This is a genomic window from Pseudotabrizicola sediminis, assembly GCF_004745575.1.
Taxonomy (GTDB): Bacteria; Pseudomonadota; Alphaproteobacteria; order Rhodobacterales; family Rhodobacteraceae; genus Pseudotabrizicola; species Pseudotabrizicola sediminis.
This window is the reverse complement of sequence record NZ_RPEM01000008.1, coordinates 89,581-112,048: the sequence shown is the minus strand read 5'-3', so window position 1 is coordinate 112,048 and position 22,468 is coordinate 89,581. Positions and strand designations below refer to the sequence as shown.

Sequence of the window (22,468 nt, the reverse complement as noted above, 5' to 3'; positions counted from 1 at the left end):
GTCTCCTCCCAAAGATCTTATTCCGTGATGGTGTTGCCAGCCTTGCTGCTTACCAGTGCCAGGGCGTAGTCGATGGCCTCGATCAGGCTTGTCGCCTCGGCAATGCCCTGACCCGCGATGTCGAAGGCGGTGCCATGATCGACAGAGGTGCGGATGATCGGCAGGCCAAGGGTGACATTCACCCCACTGAGCCCCACCCAGCGGCCGGTTGCCGGATCAACGGTAAAGCCAAGCAGCTTGACCGGAATATGCCCCTGATCGTGATACATCGCGACCACCGCATCAAAAGCCCCGCCGCGCATCTTTACAAAAACCGTATCGCCGGGCACCGGGCCGGTGATGTTCAACCCTTCGCTGCGCAGTTGTGCCACCAGAGGTTCGGTCACGTCGATATCCTGCCGCCCGAAGATGCCGCCTTCGCCCGCGTGGGGGTTAAGGGCGGCAATCGCGATGCGGGGGGTGGCAATGCCCAACCTGCACAGCGCGGTGTGGGTCAGGGTGACAACGTGCCGGATGCGTGCGGTGGTGGCCCGGGCTGGCACTTCTTCCAGCGCGCAATGCGTCGTAACATGTGACACGCGAAACGCCCCATGGGCCAGCATCATCACGCTGCCCTTTGCCCCGGTCAGATCGGCCAGCAATTCGGTGTGGCCCGCGTAGGCATGGCCTGCCAGATGCAGCGCCTCTTTGTTCAGGGGGCCGGTCACGATGGCATCCGCGGCCCCGGTCATAGCAAGCGTGGTTGCCTGCACCACCGCACGATAGGCCTGATCGCCCGCACCGGCGGACACGGTGCCGGGCAGGATCGGACCCGCAGGCGGAACCGTCGGCAAAATTGCTACGCCGCACAGGCTGCGCACGTCACCCTGCGCAATGAAGGGTGGGCAGGGCAGGCCAAGGCTGCCCGCGGTGCGCTGCAGGGTTGCTGCATCGCCGATCAGGACAAGCGCCATGTCCTGTGCAGACAGCCTGTCCGACAGGGCATGGCACGCCTTCAGCGCGATTTCGGGGCCGATCCCGGCAGGGTCACCGATCGAGATGGCCAGAACAGGTGTTGGCATCTTTTGAAGCACCCTTTCCGGTGACTGCAGCGATTCGCAGCAGATTATGACCATTTATGGCGCATAATGAACTATTTTGGTAGTTTCTTGCGAATGTGTGAGAGCGGGCTGGAATATTTTTGCGGTTTTGTGCCAGACTGTGCAGGCAAGTCAGCGATCAACAGGGCGCATATGCTACCAGCAAAAAGACAGGCCCGGATACTGGAGGTGCTGCGCGCCGAACAGATGGTGTCTTTGAAAGACCTGTCGGAAGCCTTGGGCATCTCGATATCGACGGTGCGCCGCGATGTCGATTATCTGGAAGATGCCGGGTATCTGGCCCGCACCCATGGTGGCGCGATTTCCACCGCGCGGGCCTCCACCACGTTTGAGCCCGAAGCGGCCATCGCCTCGGCCTTCGAAAGTGCGGCAAAGGTGGCCATCGGTGCCGCTGCCGCCCAGCTTATTCAGCCGGGGCAGTCGGTGTTGTTTGACAGCGGGACCACAACGGCAGCGGCGGCCAAGGCGGCTGCCAGCCTGAATATTCCCTTCACCGCCATGACGAATGATGTGCAGATCGCGTCCTGCCTGTCGCAGAATGCGCTGGTGCAGACCAGTGTGACAGGCGGGACCATCCGCGCCGGGACCACCACATTGCTGGGGGCGGATGCGGTGAACTCTGTGGCGCGGCTGCGGGCCGATATCGCCTTTGTCGGCACCCATGCAATCACGCCAGAGGTGCTGTCAGATACGTCGTTGGAACTGGCGGACCTGAAGCGCCGGTTTCTGGCAGCGGCAGACCGGGTGATCCTGCTGGTGGACAGCAGCAAGTTTTTCAACCGGGCGTTCTGTGCCTTTGGCGAAACCTCTGCCGTTGATCTGTTGCTGACCGACAGCCGGATCAGCGCGGATGCGATTTCCGCTTTCAAAGACCGGGGCGTTGAGCTGCGGATGGTTGATGTCGCACCGTGAGATCTGATCAGCGCGGCGCGGCGCAGGCGATCAGCCGCGCCACCGTATCCGGCGCGCCAAAACCACCGGATTTGGTGACGATCTGAAGCCCGGGCCATCCTGTCAGTGCGGTTGAAACCGGCAGTCCCGGCAGCACCTCTCCCCGCACCTCAAGCAACCCGATGCCAAGCTCGGACAGGACCGCTTCGGCCGTGGAACCGCCACAGGCCAAAACTGCGGCGGGCTGTGTGGCTTTGACCCATAAGGCGACGCCCGTGGCAAACCGGGCCGCTGCCTGAAGGGGCGATGCTTCAGAGCGGCCGGGTTGCATCTGCAAGATCATCACAGGGTCTGACGCCGCCGGTGGCGGGGGCACAGCGCCATCGGGTGCCGGGGCAACATTGAAACCTGCCAGTTGCGCCAGCGTGATCGGATCACGCGATCCGATTGCAAACAGGGCAGGGGACGCCAGCCCCAGATGGGCGGCTGGCGGGGCGCTGCCGGTCAACCGCCGCGCCAGAGCTTCTGCCAGCCCGGCAGCGCCCACCAGCACGGCAGTGTCAGGCGCCGCTGCAAGCCCGGCGTCAATCTGCGCCTCAGTCCGGGCATTCAGCACGGCAGACACGTCAACCCCGGCGCGCGCAGCCACGGGTATGGCATGCTCAATGCCCATGCCTGTGACATGGCCAGCCTCGACAAACCGGCCCAGCCGTGGGATGGCCGGGCAGACCAGCACAGGCTGGCCCGGGCTGCAAAGCGCCTGAAGCTCGGCGGCGATGTGCCCCTTCATCCGGCTGTCGATTTTTTTGAAAACTATAGCAGTTCGGGCCAACGGGTCGCCTTTCACAGCCGCCCGCACCTGCACAATGCGGGCGACAGCGGCGTCCTGCGTATCGTCGCGCGATCCGGTCGAGACCGCGATCACCTGCGCCCCGCTGTGCAGGGCAGCGTCAAGATGATCGGTCGAGGTGGCACAGATCACCGCCATGCCACGCGCAGCAAAGGCGACAGAGCTGTCCAGCGCGCCAGTCAGATCATCGGCAATGATGATTACCTTTGGCCCAAGGGTCATGCGTTGGCCTGACCGCACAACCGACATATTCCGACAGGGCGCATCCTAGCGGTTTTCCCTTGGCCGGGTTTCGTTGACGGCAATGGCAAGGGCCTGCAACACGCAGGTTCCGATCACCAGCGGATGCGAGGCAATCGGGCTGCGCTGGGGGGTCTCGATCGTCACTCTGGCGAGTGCAGCCAGCGGGCTGAGCACATTGTCCGTCACTGCAACCACAATGCCGCCCCGCGCGGCATGCAGCTTTGCCCCGCGCACAACCGAGGTCTGATAGGGGGCAAAACTGATGGCCAGAATGGCATCCTCCACCCCCAGAAGCTCGATCTGGCGGCCAAAGAATGACCCCGCCTCATCCAGCATGTTGGTGGGCGTGCCAAGGCTGAGCGCGGTGGCGTGAAAGATGCTGCCAAGCGCAAACGACGTTTGCTGCGCCAGAACGTGGATGCGGTCCGCCCGCACCAGTTCGATCACGGCGCGGTCGAATTGCTTGCGGTCCAGTTCCTTGAACAGCCGGTCCAGATCGCGGCGTGCCTCGCTCACCAGCGCGTCTGCAACCGCGATGGCCCCGCTGGCGGGATGGGCGCTGATCGCCTCACGCTCTCGGATTTCGCCCATCCGGTACACAAGGTTGTCCCGGAAGTCGCGTTTCAGCTCGTTGAACCCGGCATAGCCAAGGGTCTGTGCAAAGCGCACCATACTGGAAGGCGGCACACCGATTCGTTTGGCAAGCTGCTGCGCGGTTTCCACCGCAACGGTATCGGCGTTCTGGATCGAAAACTCGGCGATGGCCCGCAACTGCGGACTCAGTTCCGGATAAGCGCGGGCAATACGGTCCCGCAAGCTGGCAAAGGCCCCGTTCGTCTCGGTTTCGGCGATATTCCCCAAAATGAGGCCCTTTCGATCTGCGGTTCAAAAATTCCAATACTGCTTTCAGAATGAAAATTCAATCGTTGACAGGTTTGCGAATTTACGGGTTACTGGTGGCAGGAGGGTAGCGATAGCAGAGTTTCGACCCGTTTTGGAGGACGTGTCGCAACGGAACTTTGGCTTTGACAGCCAGAGAGACCGCAGGACAAAAGCAACCAGGGAGGAAAACAATGAAATTTTGACGCAGAACGACAACGTTCATGCTGACAGCGGCACTGGCACTGGAAACGACCGCGCTTTCCGGACTGTCCAGCCAACTGGCGGCGCAAGAGCGCACGCTCAAGGTCTGGTTCGGGCGGGATCAGTTTATCCCCGAAGATCAGTTCGCACAGTTCAAGGCCGAGAACCCCGATATCGCGGTTGAGTTCGAAGTGATCCGGCTCGAAGACGTCAGCGCGCAGCTTGTGCTGGCCACAAGGTCCGGCAATGCCCCCGATATCGTGCAAATTCAGGCACGCGACATCACCCAGCTTGCGCTGGGCGGCATGCTCAAAGAATTCGACGCGCAGATCGAAACCTTCAAAGAGCAGTTTCCCGACACCTATAACCAGCTTTCCCCCATCGCATGGGAAGGGGCCTCAAGTGCCGATGGCAAGCTTTATGGCGTGGCGCTGTTTGTGCAGTCGATCTACCTGACCTACCGCAAAGACCTGCTGGAAGCTGCGGGTATTGCGATGCCGCTGGAAACCACTGACAAGGTCCTTGCTGCGGCAAAGGCAGTCAGCACCATTCCAGGTGGGGGCGACATGCTTGGGTTCAGCCTGATTGGCTGCTGTGTCGCGCCGACATGGGAACTGCCGCTGTTTCTTGCCATGGGCGGGCAGTTCATCGACGGCGTGCCGCAGATCGACAGTGACGTCGGCATCGAATGGATCGAGTTCTACCAGACCCTGATGCGCGATAAATCGGCCAGCCCGGATTCTGCAAGCTGGGATTCCGGCCAGATGCGCGCAGCCTTTGTCGGCGGGCGCGCCGGCGTGATGCACGAAGGCGAGCATATTTACGTCGAGATTGAAAAGACCATGCCCTATGCCGAGGGCAAGTGGACGTTCGAGCGTCTGCCAACCCGTCCGGGTCAGACAGAGCCGCATGTGCAGTCGGGCTTTGCTTTTCCCTTTGTCGTGACCACGGCAGCGGATGATGATGATGCGGTTGTCCGTGCGCTGGAATATCTGGCCCGCCCTGATTTTGCCAAGCAGGTCGCCATCCGGTATCAGCCGACCACCAATTCGGCGGTCTCGAACGACCCGGAATATCTGGCGGCAAAGCCATGGGCGCAGGATATCGCACCTTTGGCCGCATCGCTGGTACCTTTGCCGACCCACCCGACACGGGTGATCCAGATCTATGACGTGCTGACCCAACTGCGGGATCGGTCTGTCGCCGACACCACGACCCCGGCTGCCGATCTGGCCAAAGAATACCAGGATCTGGTGAACAAGGCCGCGGGTCTCTGACCAACCAACTTTTGCTCCCAAGCAACTGCGGTGCGGATTTATCCGTACCGCCCTTTTCACCCACGCTTAACGTCAGAGGCCCGTATGTCACATACCACGCCCATGGTTGAAGACGGACCAACAGGTGCCGACCGCCTGAAACCGTTTGTTCCCTATCTGCTTGTCTTGCCGGGACTGCTCTTTGTGATGGGCGTTCTGGGCTATGCCGTTGTGGGCGGTATCATCTTGTCTCTGAACGAAACCGACATGTTCATGAACAAGACATTCGTTGGCCTCAAAAATTACATCGATGTCTTTGCCGACCCCCGGTTTCAGGCCGCAATGCTCCGCACGCTGAGCTTTGTGGTGATCAGCATCGTGCTGGGCATCTTCATGTCCATGAGCTTTGCGCTGGTGCTTTACAAAGTGGTGCGTGGGCGGCGGTTTTTTCGCGGCCTCAGCCTTGTGCCGTATTTCGTGTCGGGCATCGCCACTGCCGTCATGTTCCGCTTCATCTTCACCACCAGCGGCGGTTTCGTGAACACGGTGCTGGCGCAACTGGGTCTGCCGGCGCAATCCTGGCTGGGCGATCCGACTTTGGCCTTTGTGGTGGCGATCATGGCCAATTGCTGGTTCATGGTGCCCTTTGCCTCGCTGATCCTGCTGGGCGGGATACAGACCATCGACAAGGATCTGTATGACGCGGCCGCGATTGACGGGGCGAACCCGATCCAGATTTTCTTCCGCATCACCCTGCCGCTGATCAAACCCATGCTGGGGGTCAGCCTGATCTGGGTGTCGTATATCAGCTTTTCCACCTTCGATATCGTGCTGGCCCTCACCTCCGGCGGGCCGCTCAAAGCAACTGAGCTGGTGTCGATCTACATGTATGAACTGGCGTTCCGGCAACTGAACTTCGGTCAGGGCGCGGTGCTGATGGTGGTTCTGCTGGTGTTCAACACGGTGCTCAGCCTGATCTATATCAAGATCTTCGTGATGGGTGACCGCCGCCATTCGGAGGCAGGCAAATGAGAGTGCAAGAGTCCGGCCCGATGGCGCTGCTGTTCCAACGCCTTGGTCCCAAGGTGCTGATCTGGTTCACCCTGACCTTTCTGGTGATCTGGACAGCAACCCCGATCATCTGGGCGATCCTGTCGTCCTTCAAAGACCCGCTTGAAATCTATGAGAGCAAAAGCCTGTTGCCCGAAGTCTGGCGGCTGGATGCCTACCGCAAGGTGCTCAGCATGCCGGGGTTCAGCACATGGCTGATGAACAGCGTCATCGTGACGGTGGTGGCAACGATCGTGCCGCTGATCCTTGCCATTCTGGCGGCCTATGGCTTTGCCCGCTATGCGTTCAAATTCCGCCACGTGCTGCTGCTCTTGTATCTGATCCCGCGCATCATCCCGCGTGTCAGCCTGATCGTGCCGCTGAATGACCTGATGAGCGATCTGGGCCTGATCAACACCTATTCCGTGCTGTTCATCACCTACATTGCCAGTGCGGTGCCCTTGGCGACATGGATTCTGGTGGGCTTTTTCGGGTCGATCCCGAAAGAGATCGAGGAAAGCGCCACGCTGGACGGCGCCAATATGTGGAACCGCCTGCGCCATGTGATGCTGCCGATGGCCTGGCCGGGTGTGGTGACGGCGGCGGTGCTGTGCCTGCGCGAAGCCTGGAACGAGTTTTCATTCGTGCTGGCCCTGGTGAACCAGACCGATATGCGAACGCTGCCCTATCAGCTCTATATGCTCAAGGATTCCATGGGGATACAGGATTACGCCGTCTACAACGCCTTTACCATCCTGACCGTGCTGCCGCTCTTGCTGGTCTATCTGCTGCTGGAACGAAAGGTCGTGGACAGCATCGTATCGGGGGCGGTCAAATCATGACAACGCAAGTATCGGAAGGACAGAAAATGGCAGAGGGCTATGTCGAGTATCGCAATCTGCGCAAAAGCTTTGGCGGGCTGGAAATCCTGCATGGCGTTGACCTGACCATCCCGGAAGGTGCCTTTGCCGTGCTTGTCGGACCATCAGGCTGCGGGAAATCGACGCTGTTGCGGATGACGGCGGGGCTGGAGGATGTGACCAGCGGCGAGATCAACATTGCCGGGCGCATGGTCAACAACGTGCATGCCAAGAACCGCGGCATTGCCATGGTGTTCCAGTCTTACGCGCTTTATCCGCACATGAGCGTCGAAGACAACATGTCCTTTGGCCTGAAGATGCGCAAAACACCGCTGCACCTGATCACCGACCGGATCAAGCGCGCGGCGGCGATCCTTAAACTTGGGCCCATGCTGGACCGCCTGCCATCGCAACTGTCGGGCGGGCAACGCCAGCGCGTGGCCATGGGCCGCGCCCTGACGCGTGAGCCGGAGGTGTTCCTGTTCGACGAACCGCTGTCCAACCTGGACGCCAAGCTTCGGGTGGAAATGCGGGCCGAAATCAAGGCATTGCACCAGCGCCTGAAGACCACGACGATCTACGTGACGCATGATCAGATCGAGGCGATGACCATGGCCGATCTGGTTGTGGTGATGCATGACGACCGGATCGAACAGGTGGGCGAACCGCTGGCCATCTATGATCGCCCGGCCAACCTGTTTGTGGCGGAATTTCTGGGCTCGCCGGCGATGAACCTGATCCCCGGCACCATCGCGCAGGATGCAGACGGCCGCTTTGTGCAGACCGAGGCCGGGCTGCGCCTGCCGTTGGAACCCGAAGCAAACGGCACCGTGGGGCAGGCGGTGGTCTACGGCATCCGCCCGGAGAAACCCGACGGTCGCGGCAGAGGCGGCCGATATCCTCCGGGTCATTGCGTCGGCAAAGACCGTGCTGTCGATGGGCAGCATGAAGCTGCTGGTGGCGTACTTCCCCGAAGGCGCGGTCGTGCTGCCGCGCGGCGGTGAGGCTACGTTCATCCCTTCGGTAGACGTTCCTCCGGAAAAAGTCATCGGGGCAAACGGGGCAGGGGATGCTTTTGCTGCAGGCGTGATCTACGGCCTGCACCAGAACTGGCCGATGGAAGACACCGTAAGGCTGGGCCACGCCGCCGCTGCCGTCTCGCTTCGCAGTCTTGGCACAACCGATGCGGTGTTGCCGGTGGCCGAGTCCTTGGCGCTGGCGAAAAAGTGGGGATGGCGCATAGCAGCCTGAGGCGCAGCGCATTCGGTAAGGCAGACGCCTTGCCGTCGCGTCTACAGCCGGTGAACGGCCGGCTTGGCCCGTGGTCAGCCGATCCTGGGCAGCCCTCGGGACACATAGGCCCCAGCCCCTTGCGCCCCGCAAAGTTGTTCGTTTTCGACCATGACGGTGCCGCGCAAAATGACGGTAACCGGCCAGCCCGTGACGGCAAAGCCTTCATAGGGCGAATAATCTGATCCGTCATGCAGGTCCGCATGGCGGATGATCCGCTCGGCCTCAGGATCCCAGATTGTGAGGTCGGCATCCGAGCCGATGGCGATGGTCCCCTTCCGGGGGTAAAGCCCATAGGTTTTTGCCTGATTGGTCGCGGTCAGCGCGACAAAGCGGGACAGGTCGATCCGCCCTTTTGACACCCCTTCCGAGAACAGGATCGGAAGGCGGGTTTCCACGCCGGGTATGCCATTGGGGACATGCCGAAAGGATGTTCGGCCCTTGGGATTTAGTTTGCCCTTCGGGTCGTCATAAACAAATGGGCAATGATCGGACGAGACCAGGTCGAAGATGCCCATGCGGATGCCTTCCCAGCACGCCTCCTGATCGGCCGTGGTTCTGGGCGGGGGCGAGCAGACGAACTTTGCCCCGCTCCAGTCCATGGCTTCCAGATCATCGGCTGTCAGCACAAGGTATTGCGGGCAAGTTTCGCCTACCACTCGGCTGCCGCGGGCACGGGCGCGGGAGATTTCCTCCATCGCCTCGCGGTTTGAGACGTGGACGATGACGACCGGCACATCTGCCACCTCTGCCAGTGCCATGGCGCGATGGGTGGCTTCGCGCTCTGCCGATACCGGGCGGGTTCGGGCATGTGCGGCGGGCACCAGATCACCATTGCGTTCCGCCCTGTCGACCAGAAACCGGATGACATCCTCATTTTCGCAATGGACCATGATCAGCGCCCCGGCCCCCTGTGCGGCGTCCATGGTCGCCAGGATCTGCGCGTCGTTCAGACGCAACCCCTCATAGGTCATGAACACCTTGAACGAGGTATAGCCGTCGGCCACCAACGCGGGGATTTCCTGCCCCAGGATCTGATCTGTCGTATCGGGAATGATCACATGAAAGCTGACATCGGTGTAACAGGCCCCTTCGGCCAGATTATGATATTCCTGCAACGCGGCGCGCAGCGACTGGCCCTTGGCAGGCAGGCAAAACGGCAAAACCATCGTGTTGCCGCCAAACAGGGCCGATAGCGTGCCAGAGGCAAAATCATCCGCCATCTGGATGCCATCGCCTGAGGCTTGGGCAATATGCACATGGCTGTCGATGCCGCCGGGCAGAACATACTTTCCGCTGGCATCAATCACACGGGCGGCCTCACCCAGATCAAGGCCGATCTGCACAATGCGTCCGTCGCGAATGGCAATGTCGGCTTTGTACACATCGGCGGCTGTGGCCAGGGTGCCGCCCCGGATGATCAGATCGAATGCCATTCGTCGTGTGTCCTTACGCGTTTATATCGTCGATATCGAAATCGTCTCGCTCACCGCGCTTGCGATAGGCAATGCCCATCATCAGCGTCTGCACCAGCGACAACAGGGCGGTCAGCGACCGAAATCCGTGCAACTCGGCATCGTCCACCAAAAGCACTTCTGCCGCCCCTTCGGTGATCGGGCTGATCGTGCTGTTGGTGATGGCCAGAACCGGATTTCCGCGCGCAAGCGCCACACCTGCAACCGTCACTGTGTCATCGGCATAGGGCGGAAAGCTGATGGCAACCAACAGATCGCCGGGTGCCATGACATTGGCCTGATCGGCCACCGAACTGCCCAGGCCCGCAATCTGCACACATTGCACACCCGCCCGGTTCAGTGCGTAAGACAGATAGGACGCAGCGGCAAAGGACCGGTCTGCCCCGATCACATGCACAACCCGCGCGCCAAGGACCAGATTGATCGCGGCCTCCAGCGGCATGCGGTCAAGTTTTTCGGCCAGATGGGTCAGCGATGCAATATTGGCCTGCGCAAAAGACAAGCCTATTGCCACCACATCGTTCGGGTTGGGGATGACCTGTTCCCCCTGCGAATGGCGGATCCGTTCCTCGAGCGAGGCGGGGTAGGCTTCGCGCAACGGATCGCGGAACAGGGCCTGCATTTCGGTAAAGCCTGCAAAACCCATGGACTGGGCCAGCCGCACAAAGTTGGCGCTTGCAAGGCCCGACCGCGCCGAAAGCTGGGATACCGGGCTGAAGGCGACCTCTTTGGGGTTGTCGATGACATATCCGCCCGCCTCCAGCATCTTGGGAGTAAAGCGGTCCCGTTCCTGCATCAGCAGGTTCTGAAACTCTGAGGCCGATGCCGGTTTGCGCGGCTTGTGAGCCTCTGATTTCTGGGCATCTCTCACAAAAGCAATCCTCAATTCAACCTGACCTGCGACAAGAACAGCTTTGCCCTGTCACTCTGCGGATTGGAAAAGAATTCGGCGGGGGGGCCCTGTTCCACGATTCGCCCGGCATCCATGAAGATCACGCGATTGGCGACATTGCGGGCAAACCCCATTTCATGCGTCACGCAGATCATGGTCATGCCTTCTGTCGCCAGCTCGGTCATCACATCCAGCACTTCCTTGATCATTTCCGGATCAAGCGCGCTGGTGGGTTCATCAAACAGCATGATCTTTGGTTTGGTGCACAGCGCGCGGGCAATCGCTACCCGTTGCTGCTGACCGCCCGAAAGCTGAGCCGGGAATTTGTCGGCTTGTTCGGGAATATGCACCCGGTCGAGATAGTGGCGCGCCACCTCTTCGGCATCGCGGCGCTTGCGGCCCTGAACCCAGACCTGTGCCAGCATCAGGTTCTGCAAAACGGTCATGTGCGGATAAAGATTGAAGGACTGGAAGACCATGCCGATATCGCGCCGCACCAGATCGAGCGTTTTCAGCTCGGCGTCCACCTTGATCCCGTTCACCACGATGTCGCCCATCTGGTGATGTTCCAACTGATTGATACAGCGGATCAGGGTCGATTTGCCAGACCCCGATGGGCCGCAGATGACCAGCTTTTCGCCCTCGGCAACGGTCAGGTTGATATCGGCCAGCACGCGCATCTGGCCAAACCATTTGTTTACGCCCCGCATGGCAATCATGTCGGTGCTCATCGTGACGCCCCCAGTCCAAGCCGCCGCTCAAGATACATTGAATAGCGCGAGAGCGAGAAGCACAGGATCCAGAACCCCATGGCCGCAAAGACATAGCCGGTTTTTGTGACCGATGCCGACAACCAGTTCGCATCGGCAACTCCAGCCTGAACAATGCCCAACAGATCAAACAGACCGATGATCAGCACAAGGGTGGTGTCCTTGATGATGGCAACCCAGGTGTTGACCAACCCTGGTATCACCAGACGCAGCGCCTGCGGCAGGATGACAAATCCCATCATCCGCCAATAGCCCATGCCTGCCGCTGTTGCCGCCTCATACTGGCCTTTGGGAATGGCCTGCAAGCCACCGCGCACCACTTCGGCCATCAGCGCACCATTGAAGACCGCCACCCCGATCAGGGCGCGCAACAGCTTGTCCAGACTGAAGCCGGTGGGCAGGAACAGGGGCAGCATGACCGAGGCCATGAACAGCACGGTGATCAGCGGTACGGCGCGGAACAATTCGATGAACAGGGTGCAGAACGTGCGGATCGCAGGCATGTTCGACCGACGCCCAAGCGCCAGCAGAATTCCAATCGGCAGCGAGCCGACAATTCCCGTGATCGCGACCACCAGCGTCAGCATGAAGCCGCCCCATCTGGCGGTTTCCACCACCGGCAGGCCGAAGACCCCGCCATAAAGCAGACAAAAGGCCAGCACGGGATACAGCGTCAGCAGAAAGCCGATGATCCAGCCCTTGCCCCGCACCATCGGCAAGACCAGCGGTACTACCGACAGCGCCAGCATCGCGAATGTGACATTGACGCGCCAACGTTCGTCAGCCGGGTAAAACCCATAGATGAACTGGCCCCAGCGTGCCGAAACGAACGCCCAGCAGGCACCGCCGTTGGCGACGCAGTCATCGCGCGTACCTTGCCATGTGGCATCCACAAACAGCCAGCCCAGCAACGGGGGCACACCCCTTATGACCGCATAAAGCACGATCAGCGTCAAAGCCGTCTGCCGCCAATCTGTAAACAGGTTGCGCCGCATCCACGCCAGCGGCCCGGCCGATACAACAGGCGGTGGCAGAAAGGCGGTGTGGTCAGTTGCCATGGCGCAGCACCCGGTAGTTGAGGAAGTTCATGACAGCGGCAATCGACAGGCTGACGCTCATGTAAAACAGCATGGCCAGCGTGATCGCCTCCAGCGCCTGCCCGGTCTGGGTCAGCGTGGTGCCTGCGACGATAGAGATGATTTCCGGAAAGGCGATTGCGGCAGCCAGCGAGGTGTTCTTGGCCAGCGACAGATACTGCGTGGCCAAAGGTGGAATGATGATGCGCATGGCCTGCGGCAAGACCACCAACCGCATAATATCTCGCCGGCCAAGCCCCAGCGCCGATGCCGCCTCGACCTGCCCCCTGTCCACGCCCTGAATGCCCGAGCGCACGATCTCGCCGATCGCCGCCGAGATATAGAACCCAAGTCCCAACAGGGCCGCCAGCATTTCCGGCAGCATCAGCATGCCGCCGCGGTAGTTAAAGCCGCGCAATTCGGGAATGACAAAGGACAGGCTGGCACCGCTGAGCACGTACGCGGTGAGGGGAAGGGCGAACAGTCCGATGGGCCACCAGAACCAGCATTTCGGGCCATGGCCGGTTTTCAGCCGCTGCTGTCTGGCACGCAACGTCATGACCAAAGCCATACATAAACCAGCCGCGAAGCACACCATAATCACCCAGCCGCTCTGATCGACCTGGGGGCGCGGCATGTACAGCCCACGATTGTTCAGAATGACCAGATCGGCCAGAACCAAGCTTTCCTTCGGCCCCGGCAATTGGCGCAGGATGGCAAAATACCAGAAGAACAGTTGCAGCAGCAGCGGGATATTGCGGAAGATCTCGATGTAAACGGTTGCCAGCCGGGCAATCAGCCAGTTTTTTGACACCCGCGCCAGCCCAAGCCCGAACCCCAGCACCGTGGCCAGCACAATCCCCAAAGCCGACAGCACCAAGGCGTTGACCACGGCCACCCAGAATGCCCGGCCATAGCTTGAATCACTGGTGAACGGCAGGAAGGACAGGGAAACGTCAAACCCAGCCCGTTGCGACAGAAAGCCAAAGCCCGAAGCGATGCCCTGCCTCTGCAGGTTGGCCGTGGTATTGGCAAACAGAAAGTAAAAAAGCCAGGCCAACCCACCCAGAAACACCGCCTGCACCACCAGCGACTTCACGCGGCGGCGGGTCCAGAATATCTGGCGCGGAGGTAACACAGGTGCGGTCATGGGGCGCTCGAAAATATGAGAGACGTAGCGCAACACGCAGGGTGCGCGCGCACAAGAGGGGAGTGAGATCACAGAGCCGCGGGAAGGGGCGGGCCACCGGCACCGCCCCCGTCTGAATGCCTGTCTTACTTGATCGGCATGGCGTACTGGATGCCGCCGTTGGTGTAGAGCTCGTTCAGCCCGCGCGCGAGCTTCAGCGGGGTATCTGGCCCAAGGTGACGGGCCCACAGCTCCCCATAGTTGCCGCCTGCGGCAATGGCGCGTGTGGCCCAATCATTGTCGAGCCCGACCCACTCGCCGGTGCCGGTTTCGCTTGATCCCAGCAAACGCTGGACGTCCGGGCTGCCTTCGGCCTTCATCTGATCGATATTGGCCGCAGTCACACCAAGTTCTTCGGCCGCAATCAGCGCGTAAACGGTCCATGTTACGATATCGAACCAGGCATCATCACCGTGCCGGACAGCCGGAGCCAATGGCTCTTTCGAGATGGTTTCCTTTAGCATCACATGCTCGGCCGGGTTCTGCATCACAAGGCGGCGTGCGGCAAGGCCGGACAGATCTGATGTGTAGACGTCGCAGCGACCGGCATCATAGGCCGCCAGAACTTCATCAGCCTTTTCAAAGCGGACCGGTTCATAGGTCATGTTGTTGGCGGTGAAATAGTCAGCCACGTTCAGCTCGCTGGTCGATCCTGCAGACACGCAGACGGTCGTGCCATCCAGTTCCATAGCTGATGTGATGCCCGAGCTTTCGCGAACCATGAAACCCTGACCATCATAGAACACCACCGGCGCAAAGTTCAGGCCCAGTGCGGTATCGCGGTTCAGCGTCCGCGTTGTGGTGCGCGACAGAATGTCGACCTCGCCCGATTGCAGCGCCGTAAAGCGTTCGGTGTTGGACAGCGGGGTGTAGCGCACCGCATCGGCATCGCTCAGGACAGCGGCAGCCACGGCGCGGCAGATATCCACGTCAAAGCCGGTCCAGTCTCCGGCATCATTCGGGTTCGAGAACCCGGGCACGCCTTGTGTCACGCCGCACTGGATGTGGCCACGGGCCTTGATGTCATCCATTGTGCCGGCAAGGGCAAAGCCGGTTCCGGCCAAGGTTATGGCGGTGGACGCAGTCAGCAGTTTCATCATGGTCTGGTATCCCTGTTGGTTGGATGTGGGGGGAGGTTCAGGCGGCCTGTCTGCGCAGGCCTTCAAGAAGGGTGATCAACCGATCGATTTCGTCGATTGTGTTGTAATGGACGGCAGAGGCGCGGATCACCGCATTGCCGCCGGGCAAGTGCAGGCTTTCCACCAGCCGCTTGGAATGGAAATCGCCATGCCGGATGCCGATGCCCGAGGGGTCGATGGCGCGTACCACCTGTTCGGCGGTCAGGCCGTCGATGGTGAAAGAGATGGTGGGAACGCGGCGATGCTTGTCGGCAGAAGTATCTCCGATCACCGTCACGTCGGCGCGGGCATTCAGATAGTCCAGCAACCGCGCCGACAGTGCGGCTTCGTGCTCGGCAAAGATTTCGAACGCTGCTTCGACCGCTGGCCTGCCCTTTGCATTTGCCCCATGCGCGGCAGCAAAGGCTTCAAGATAGTCAATTACGCCCAAACAGCCGTACGCCAATTCGTAATTGGCATTCCCAGGCTCCAGCTTGCCCGGCACTTTGTCTTCGCCATAGAAATAGTGGTTTACGTTGCCTGCCTTGTGCCGCAACAGGTCGTATTTCCCGTACAAAGCCGCATGATGCGGGCCATAAACTTTGTAGACCGAAAACCCGTAAAAGTCGGCATCGAGTGCCTGCACATCGATTGCACGGTGGGGCGCATAGGCGACGCCATCCACGCAAATCAGTGCGCCGGCTGCGTGAACGGCGTCTGCGATGTCGCGCACTGGCAGAATGGAACCGAAGATATTCGACGCATGCGTGACCGCAACCAGTCGAGTCCGGTCGTTCATCAGCGCCTGCAGGTCGCTGAGCTTCGGCTCGAACTCACCTTCCGGCAACCGCCATTCGCGAATGACAATGCCCTGCGCTTCCAGCCTGCGCCATGGGCCAATGTTGGCTTCGTGGTCAAAGCCGGTCACAATCACCTCGTCGCCGGGCTGCCAGTGCTGAACCAAGGCGCGCGCAAGTTGGTCAAACAATTGCGTGGTGGTGGCACCCATCACCACCTCTTCGGGACGGGCCGCGTTCATCAACAGCGCCAAAGCGGCGCGGCCTTGTGCCACCTGCTCCCCTGCCTCCACCGAGGCACCGTAGCTTGCACCAAGTTGCACATTGCGGCCCAGCAGATATTCCGTAATCCGCTCTGCCACCGGGCGCGCAACCTGGCTGCCGCCTGCGTTGTCCAGAAAGACGGCCCCTTTGGTCAGCGAAGGGAAATTTTCATGGATGAAGTCCTGCTCAATCGCCGCCATTGTCGCCACACTCTCTCGTTTGCTCCAAAGTTTGGAGGGAATATTTCGCTTTGGAATAGGTCTGATTGAAACGTTTCATCCAGTCAAACAAAAATGGCAATATTCCAATCTTTTCTGCAACTGCCCAAATTTTGGGTGCTTCGGATGACACTGTTCATCAAATTCGGGCAAAGTGGACCTGGGTCGGGCCTCGTTCTCGTTTCACAGCCAGAGCATGACGGCTGCGGCGCGGGCGATGGCGGAGAGGAAGACCTTCGGGCATCTGCGCGCGCGAAGCTTGCGATCATGCAGGCCGGCCCTCGGACCAATGGCGGGCCAGCCCTTATTATTGCTGCTCTGACGGCGTGCGTGGTCGTGGCGCTCTCGTGACGACCTTGTCCCATGGTGCTTCCTTCCATTCCTTGGCAAGGATCGCACCATCAAACCGTGGCATCAGACACCTGGAGCGCCACCAAACCTTTGCCCTGAATAGCAAAAACCTTTGCACACAGGACACATTGCGCTATTGATTTCATTTGAGAAAATTGGGGCCTTGGCAATAACCATAGCCCAACTGACAACGTGCGCGTGAAAGCGCGATGGCTGCGCTTTCCTTGGTTCCGGGATGATGATAGCCCTGAACGCTCAACTGTGGGGTAAGTCAGGGTCTTGGACCGCCGGAATATGCCAGCAACTGTCACCACAGATCAGACCGATGACGGCAGCTTGCTGCGGCTTGGCGGCGGGTTTTCGCTTGCCGACCTGACGGGGCTGCATGCCACGCTGATGCAGGCGGCGGCTTTGGGGCCGGTGACGGTGGATCTGACCGAGGTGACGCGGCTGGATACGGCGGCGGCCTGGGCCATTGCCGAGGCGGAAAAGACAGCGCAAGCAGCCGGGCATTCGCTGCGCCTTGTGGGCGCCACCGAGGGTGCCGCCGCCCTGATCGACACGGTACGCGCGGCGCTGCCAGACCCGGACCAGCAGGCCACCCCAGCGTTCTCGCTGATGGTGTGGCTGGATGGCTTTGGCAGGTCGGTCGCGGCGGGTGGGGTGTTTCTGGGGCAGCTTCTGGGCATTCTGGGGGTGTTCATCGCGCGGCTGGGCCGGTCTTTGCTGCATCCGTCGGAATTCCGCCTGACATCGCTGGTGCACCATTGTCAGGAAGTGGGGCTGAAGGCCGTGCCGATTGTGGCCTTGATGGCCTTTCTGATTGGGGTCGTGCTGGCGTTTCAGGGCGCGGCACAGCTGCGCCAATTCGGGGCCGAGGTGTTTGTCGTGGATCTGATCGCGGTGTCGATCCTGCGCGAACTTGGCATCCTTTTGACCGCCATCATCGTAGCGGGGCGGACGGCGTCGGCCTTCACCGCCGCCATCGGGTCAATGAAGATGCGCGAAGAGATTGATGCCATGCGCACGCTGGGGATCGACCCGGCCACGGCACTGATCGTGCCGCGCGTGCTGGCTCTGCTGTTGATGCTGCCGATTCTGGGCATGATTGCCAATGCGGCGGGCCTCCTGGGCGGCGGGCTGATGAGCTGGATCGAGCTTGGGATTTCACCTGCGCTGTTCGTCTCGCGGCTGGTGGAAAACACCGGCGTGTCACATCTGATGGTGGGGATGATCAAGGCACCCTTCTTTGCCATCGTCATCGGCATCGTGGGCTGCCATGCCGGGATGCAGGTGGGCAACAACGCCGAATCGCTGGGGCGCCAAACCTCATCCGCGGTGGTCACGGCAATCTTTTCAGTGATCGTGATCGACGCGCTGTTTTCCATCTTCTTTGCGCAGGTTGGCATATGACGGTCGCGCCAGAACAAGACCCCGTGATCCGTTTGCGCGGCATCCGCACCCAGTTCGGCAGCCATGTGGTGCATGACGGGCTGGACCTGGATGTGTATCGCGGCGAGATTCTGGGCGTAGTCGGCGGATCGGGCACCGGGAAATCGGTGCTGCTGCGCGCGATTGCCGGTCTGCTGCGCCCGGCAGAGGGCGAGATCGAGGTGCTGGGCACCAACGTGCGCGAAGCGGGTGAGGCAGAGCGCGCCGCGCTGGAACGGCGTTGGGGCGTGATGTTTCAGGATGGCGCGTTGTTTTCATCGTTGAATGTGCGCGAGAATGTCGAAGTGCCTATGCGCGCGGTAGAAGGGCTGGACCCTGCCTTGCGGCGCGCGATGGCAGATCTGAAAATCTCGATGTCGGGCTTGCCGTATCTGGCGGGCGACAAATATCCGTCAGAACTGTCGGGCGGCATGCGCAAGCGTGCGGGTCTGGCGCGGGCGCTGGCGCTGGACCCCGAGATTGTGTTTCTGGATGAACCGACGGCCGGGCTTGACCCGATCGGGGCTGCTGATTTCGACACGCTGATCCGGCAGCTGAGCGATACCATGGGGCTGACCGTGTTTCTGGTCACGCATGATCTGGACACGCTGCACGCGATCTGCGACCGGATTGCGGTCCTTGCCGAAAAGAAGGTGCTGGTCACGGGAACCATGGACGAGATGCTGAAAGTCGATCACCCTTGGGTTCACGATTATTTCCACGGGCCGCGCGCCCGCGCGGCGCTGGCTGCAAAAGACGCCCAGAAAGAAGGTTGATTCGTTGGAGACCAAGGCAAACTATATTCTGATCGGTGCCTTCACGCTGGCCGGGCTTCTGGGAATTCTCGGGTTTTTCCTGTGGTTCGCGCAGGTGCAGCTGGACCGGCAGTTCAGCTATTACGAGGTGCGGTTCACGTCGGTCTCTGGTCTGGCCGGGGCGTCGGATGTGCGCTTTGCCGGTCTGCCGGTGGGGCAGGTGGTGGATGTGCGGCTGTCGCCCGATGGCGATGGCACGGTGCGGGTCCGGCTGGAAATCGGGGCGGAGGTGCCGGTGCGCACCAGTTCGGTCGCCACGATTGAATCGCAGGGCGTGACGGGCGTGTCCTTTGTCGGGATCAGCCCGGGTGAACCGGAAGATCCGCTGCTGCGCGGATCCGGTGTCGGCGATGTGCCGGAAATCGAAGCGGGGCGGTCGATTTTGCAAAGCCTGTCCGAAGATGCGCCGCGGCTGGTGGAACAGGCCGTGGCGGTGATGGAGGATCTGACCCAGCTTGCCAGCACCGAGAATATTGAACGGGTCAACAACATTCTGGCCAATGCCGAGACGGCCTCGGCCGGTCTGTCCAAGGCGCTGGAGGATTTTTCGGTGGTGGCAGAGGCGGTTGCCGATTTTGCCGACAATATCTCTACTTTCAGTACCACGGTCGAAGGCTTGACGGGGCAGGCGGAAAGCCTGTTTGCAACGGCAGAAAACACGCTGACCAACCTTGATGCCTTGATGGCTGACACGCGCACGACGGTGACCAGCGGCACGGCGACACTGGATCAGGCCACGACAACCCTGTCATCGGCAGACAGCTACATTCAGGACGAGCTGCGCCGGACCACTGAAGAGCTGCGGGCGGGCATTGCCGAGATCCGGGTGCAGATTGACCAGATCGGGGCAGAGGCGCGCGAAACCGTGGCTGAATTCCGCCGCACGGGCGTGGCCGCCACCGCGCGCCTGACCGAGGCGGAAGCCACGATCGAGGCGACTGATGCGATGATTGCCGATCTGACTGCCACATTGGAGTCGGTCAGTACGGCTGCAGACAATTTCGACTCGCTGATCACGGTCGATGGCGCGGCACTGGTGGCCGAGGCCCGCGCCGCGATCCGCCCGATTTCAGAGGCGGCCAATGCCGATCTGCCGGCTGTGGTCGCGGATATCCGCTCTGCCGTGGAAACCGCCAACCGTACGATTGCCGAAGTGGGGCAAAGCCTGACCAGTGCCAGCGGCAGGGTTGACGGGCTGGTCGACACTGCCAATACGACATTGACGACCGTGACCGACACCTTTGCCAATGCCAATGTCACGCTGGGGTCGATCAATTCGGCGCTGGAAGTGGGGGAGCGTACCTTGTCTGCTGCAGAGCGCACGTTTGACGGTGCGGACCGGGTGATCAACACCGACGTCGCGGCGATCACCGCCGATCTGCGCAAGACCATCGACTCGCTGGATCAGGCAATTGCGCAGGTGTCGGCGGATATTCCGGGTGTCACGGCAGACCTGAAGGCGGCAAGTGAATCGGCGCGCCGGGCCTTTGACGAAGTGGCGGCCACGGTGGCCGCGTCCGGCGGGCCGGTGCGCGACTTTTCGACCAATGCCCTGCCGCAGTTCACCCGGCTGGGGCGCGAGATGCGTGACCTGATCAACAATCTTGACCAGCTGACCCGCCAGATCCAGCGCGATCCGGCGCGGTTCTTCCTGGGGGGCACCAACACGCCCGCCTATCGCCAGTAATGTCCATCGCCCTTAACGAAAGAGCCCTGCCATGCTTCGGCCCATCCTGACCCTCCTTGCCGCAACGGCGTTTCTGTCCGGGTGCGCGGCGATTTCGGCGCTGAGCGGGGCGGCGACGCCGCTGGAAAGCTATGACCTGCAGGCCCCCGCCGACGGGCCGGTGGCGCGCAGCAGTCTGGCGCGGCAGCTGGTGGTCGAGGTGCCCTCGGCCCCCGGCGGGCTGATGACGGAACGGATCATGATCCGTCCGCGCCCGTTGCAGGCGCAATATCTGACCGATGGCCAATGGTCGGCAGAGGCCCCCTTGATGATCCAGACGCTGATGGTGCGCACGCTGGAAGACAGCAACGGCTTTCGCTATGTCGGGCGCCGCCCGCTGGGCAGCTTTGGCGATTACGTGCTGATCTCTGAGTTGACCGACTTGCAGGCCGAGGCGGCGCAACAGGGTGACGGGGCGACTGTCCGCGTCCGCCTGACCGCCCGGCTGGTGCGTGAAAGCGATGCGTCGGTGCTGTCGGCGCGCACCTTCAACGTGTCGTTTCCGGTGGCCAGCACGGAAACGATTGATCTGGTCGAAGGCTTCAATTCGGCCACGCAGATCATGCTGAAAGACCTGTCGGCCTGGGTGCTGGCCTCGCTTGGGGTGCGCGTGGGGTAAGGGGCGGGTCGCGAAACAGCGCGCAGGCCCCTCTGTGCTACCTGCGCAAACGGAAAGTTTAATTCCGGCTCCACCTTGCGCGTGATCCTCCGGACACACAGCTTTGCGAGCAGGGCAGATCACCTGCCTGTGGGAGCGGTTGGACGTGGACTATGTTTATCTTGTCATCGGCCTGATCGGCCTGTTTTTCGGCGGCGAGGCGCTGGTGCGCGGCAGTGTCGGCATCGCCCGGCGCATGGCGATCCCGCCCTTGCTCATTGGCCTGACCGTGGTGGGCTTTGGCACCTCGACGCCCGAGCTTCTGGTGTCGGTCGATGCGGCGCTGCGCGGGGTGCCGGACATTGCGCTTGGCAATGTCATCGGGTCCAACATCGCCAACATCCTGCTGATCGGTGGTCTGACCGCGCTGGTCTGGCCGATCCGGGTCACCGGTGCGACCCTGAAGCGTGATACGGCAGTAATGATCGGGGCCGCGCTGGTGCTGGTGCCGATCTTCGCTTTTGCGCAGATGGGGCGACTGTCGGGGCTGGTGCTGGTGGCGGGCCTTGCCGCCTATCTGGTCTGGGCCTACCGCCAGCCCGGTGAGGCGGTGGCCGAAGACGCGGACGGGCCGCTGCCCGCATCGACACTGGTTTCCCTTCTATGGGTTCTGGCAGGGCTGGTCGCCCTCATGGTGGGGGCGCGGTTCTTGGTGGATGGCGCGGTATCCATCGCGCGGGGCTATGGCATTTCAGAAGCGTTCATCGGCCTGACCATCGTGGCCGTCGGCACGTCACTGCCCGAACTTGCAACCTCGCTGATCGCCGCGTTCCGGCGTCAGTCTGAAATTGCCATCGGCAATATCGTGGGGTCCAACATCTTCAACGTGCTGGGCATTCTGGGGGTGACCGCGCTGATCGCGCCGATTCCGGTGGCGTCGCGATTTCTGACCTTTGATCTGCCGGTGATGATCGGCGTGTCGGTGGTTCTGACCGCGCTGCTGCTGACCCGCCCGGTGATCGGGCGTGGCTTTGGCGTGGCGATGCTGGCGGGATATGTCGCCTATGTGGTCGCTGCGCAATAGCGGTCCGATCTTGTTGCCCGTCCCCGATCCGGCATAGGATC

At 61.3% G+C, this 22,468-nt stretch carries 21 protein-coding genes; 11 read left to right on the top strand and 10 right to left on the bottom strand.

The window, feature by feature from the left end:
• Positions 1–17: 17 nt before the first annotated feature.
• The gene (pdxA, locus tag EEB11_RS12900; protein ID WP_135432003.1) at positions 18–1,061 is read right to left on the bottom strand and encodes a 4-hydroxythreonine-4-phosphate dehydrogenase PdxA; all 1,044 of its coding nucleotides are present in this window, start codon (positions 1,059–1,061) and stop codon (positions 18–20) included.
• A 171-nt stretch (positions 1,062–1,232) separates the two neighbouring features.
• Here pdxA and EEB11_RS12895 point away from each other — a divergent pair, with 171 nt between their 5' ends.
• The gene (locus tag EEB11_RS12895; RefSeq protein ID WP_167852737.1) at positions 1,233–2,012 is read left to right on the top strand and encodes a DeoR/GlpR family DNA-binding transcription regulator; all 780 of its coding nucleotides are present in this window, start codon (positions 1,233–1,235) and stop codon (positions 2,010–2,012) included.
• Positions 2,013–2,019: 7 nt separating this feature from the next.
• Here EEB11_RS12895 and EEB11_RS12890 read toward each other — a convergent pair whose 3' ends face one another.
• A complete protein-coding gene (locus tag EEB11_RS12890; protein ID WP_135431999.1) occupies positions 2,020–3,063 on the bottom strand; it encodes a four-carbon acid sugar kinase family protein in 1,044 nt (347 codons plus the stop codon).
• A 45-nt stretch (positions 3,064–3,108) separates the two neighbouring features.
• Positions 3,109–3,945 carry a MurR/RpiR family transcriptional regulator gene (locus tag EEB11_RS12885; RefSeq protein WP_135431997.1) on the bottom strand — a complete coding sequence of 279 codons (837 nt, stop codon included), beginning with the start codon at positions 3,943–3,945 and terminating at the stop codon, positions 3,109–3,111.
• 242 nt (positions 3,946–4,187) lie between these two features.
• On the opposite strand from EEB11_RS12885, the gene EEB11_RS12880 reads away from it, so the two are divergent.
• The 5 genes from EEB11_RS12880 to EEB11_RS12860 all read left to right on the top strand — a co-directional run bounded on the left by EEB11_RS12880 (position 4,188) and on the right by EEB11_RS12860 (position 8,584).
• Positions 4,188–5,444 carry an ABC transporter substrate-binding protein gene (locus EEB11_RS12880; RefSeq protein ID WP_135431995.1) on the top strand — a complete coding sequence of 419 codons (1,257 nt, stop codon included), beginning with the start codon at positions 4,188–4,190 and terminating at the stop codon, positions 5,442–5,444.
• A gap of 84 nt (positions 5,445–5,528) precedes the next feature.
• Positions 5,529–6,455 carry a carbohydrate ABC transporter permease gene (locus EEB11_RS12875; protein ID WP_135431993.1) on the top strand — a complete coding sequence of 309 codons (927 nt, stop codon included), beginning with the start codon at positions 5,529–5,531 and terminating at the stop codon, positions 6,453–6,455.
• Positions 6,452–7,315, top strand: coding sequence for a carbohydrate ABC transporter permease (locus tag EEB11_RS12870; protein ID WP_135431991.1), 864 nt, complete (start codon positions 6,452–6,454; stop codon positions 7,313–7,315). Before EEB11_RS12875 ends, EEB11_RS12870 begins: the two co-directional genes overlap by 4 nt.
• A 26-nt stretch (positions 7,316–7,341) precedes the next feature.
• Positions 7,342–8,337, top strand: a complete 996-nt coding sequence (locus tag EEB11_RS12865; RefSeq protein ID WP_135431989.1) for an ABC transporter ATP-binding protein — start codon at positions 7,342–7,344, stop codon at positions 8,335–8,337.
• A complete protein-coding gene (locus EEB11_RS12860; protein ID WP_135431987.1) occupies positions 8,270–8,584 on the top strand; it encodes a PfkB family carbohydrate kinase in 315 nt (104 codons plus the stop codon). Before EEB11_RS12865 ends, EEB11_RS12860 begins: the two co-directional genes overlap by 68 nt.
• Positions 8,585–8,658: 74 nt before the next feature.
• Here EEB11_RS12860 and hydA read toward each other — a convergent pair whose 3' ends face one another.
• The 7 genes from hydA to EEB11_RS12825 all read right to left on the bottom strand — a co-directional run bounded on the left by hydA (position 8,659) and on the right by EEB11_RS12825 (position 16,404).
• Positions 8,659–10,059: a dihydropyrimidinase gene (gene hydA / locus EEB11_RS12855; RefSeq protein WP_135431985.1), complete on the bottom strand. Its 1,401-nt coding sequence runs from the start codon at positions 10,057–10,059 to the stop codon at positions 8,659–8,661.
• Between the two features lie 13 nt (positions 10,060–10,072).
• Positions 10,073–10,969: a MurR/RpiR family transcriptional regulator gene (locus EEB11_RS12850; protein WP_135431983.1), complete on the bottom strand. Its 897-nt coding sequence runs from the start codon at positions 10,967–10,969 to the stop codon at positions 10,073–10,075.
• A gap of 11 nt (positions 10,970–10,980) precedes the next feature.
• Complete coding sequence (locus tag EEB11_RS12845) at positions 10,981–11,721, bottom strand: amino acid ABC transporter ATP-binding protein (RefSeq protein WP_280950276.1); 741 nt, start codon at positions 11,719–11,721, stop codon at positions 10,981–10,983.
• A complete protein-coding gene (locus tag EEB11_RS12840) occupies positions 11,718–12,818 on the bottom strand; it encodes an amino acid ABC transporter permease (RefSeq protein WP_135431981.1) in 1,101 nt (366 codons plus the stop codon). The genes EEB11_RS12845 and EEB11_RS12840 overlap by 4 nt, the downstream gene beginning before the upstream one ends.
• Positions 12,808–13,986: an amino acid ABC transporter permease gene (locus EEB11_RS12835; RefSeq protein WP_135431979.1), complete on the bottom strand. Its 1,179-nt coding sequence runs from the start codon at positions 13,984–13,986 to the stop codon at positions 12,808–12,810. Before EEB11_RS12835 ends, EEB11_RS12840 begins: the two co-directional genes overlap by 11 nt.
• Positions 13,987–14,111: 125 nt before the next feature.
• On the bottom strand, positions 14,112–15,122 hold the full coding sequence (locus EEB11_RS12830) for an amino acid ABC transporter substrate-binding protein (protein ID WP_135432143.1): 1,011 nt from the start codon (positions 15,120–15,122) through the stop codon (positions 14,112–14,114).
• Between the two features lie 40 nt (positions 15,123–15,162).
• On the bottom strand, positions 15,163–16,404 hold the full coding sequence (locus EEB11_RS12825; RefSeq protein ID WP_135431977.1) for a cysteine desulfurase-like protein: 1,242 nt from the start codon (positions 16,402–16,404) through the stop codon (positions 15,163–15,165).
• 663 nt (positions 16,405–17,067) lie between these two features.
• On the opposite strand from EEB11_RS12825, the gene EEB11_RS12815 reads away from it, so the two are divergent.
• From EEB11_RS12815 to EEB11_RS12795, 5 genes are all read left to right on the top strand, one after another.
• The gene (locus EEB11_RS12815; protein WP_135431973.1) at positions 17,068–18,186 is read left to right on the top strand and encodes an ABC transporter permease; all 1,119 of its coding nucleotides are present in this window, start codon (positions 17,068–17,070) and stop codon (positions 18,184–18,186) included.
• A complete protein-coding gene (locus EEB11_RS12810) occupies positions 18,183–18,980 on the top strand; it encodes an ABC transporter ATP-binding protein (RefSeq protein ID WP_135431971.1) in 798 nt (265 codons plus the stop codon). Before EEB11_RS12815 ends, EEB11_RS12810 begins: the two co-directional genes overlap by 4 nt.
• Before the next feature lie 4 nt (positions 18,981–18,984).
• Complete coding sequence (locus EEB11_RS12805) at positions 18,985–20,706, top strand: MCE family protein (protein WP_135431969.1); 1,722 nt, start codon at positions 18,985–18,987, stop codon at positions 20,704–20,706.
• Positions 20,707–20,737: 31 nt separating this feature from the next.
• On the top strand, positions 20,738–21,364 hold the full coding sequence (locus EEB11_RS12800; protein ID WP_135431967.1) for an ABC-type transport auxiliary lipoprotein family protein: 627 nt from the start codon (positions 20,738–20,740) through the stop codon (positions 21,362–21,364).
• 145 nt (positions 21,365–21,509) lie between these two features.
• Complete coding sequence (locus EEB11_RS12795; RefSeq protein ID WP_135431965.1) at positions 21,510–22,427, top strand: calcium/sodium antiporter; 918 nt, start codon at positions 21,510–21,512, stop codon at positions 22,425–22,427.
• Positions 22,428–22,468: the final 41 nt, after the last annotated feature.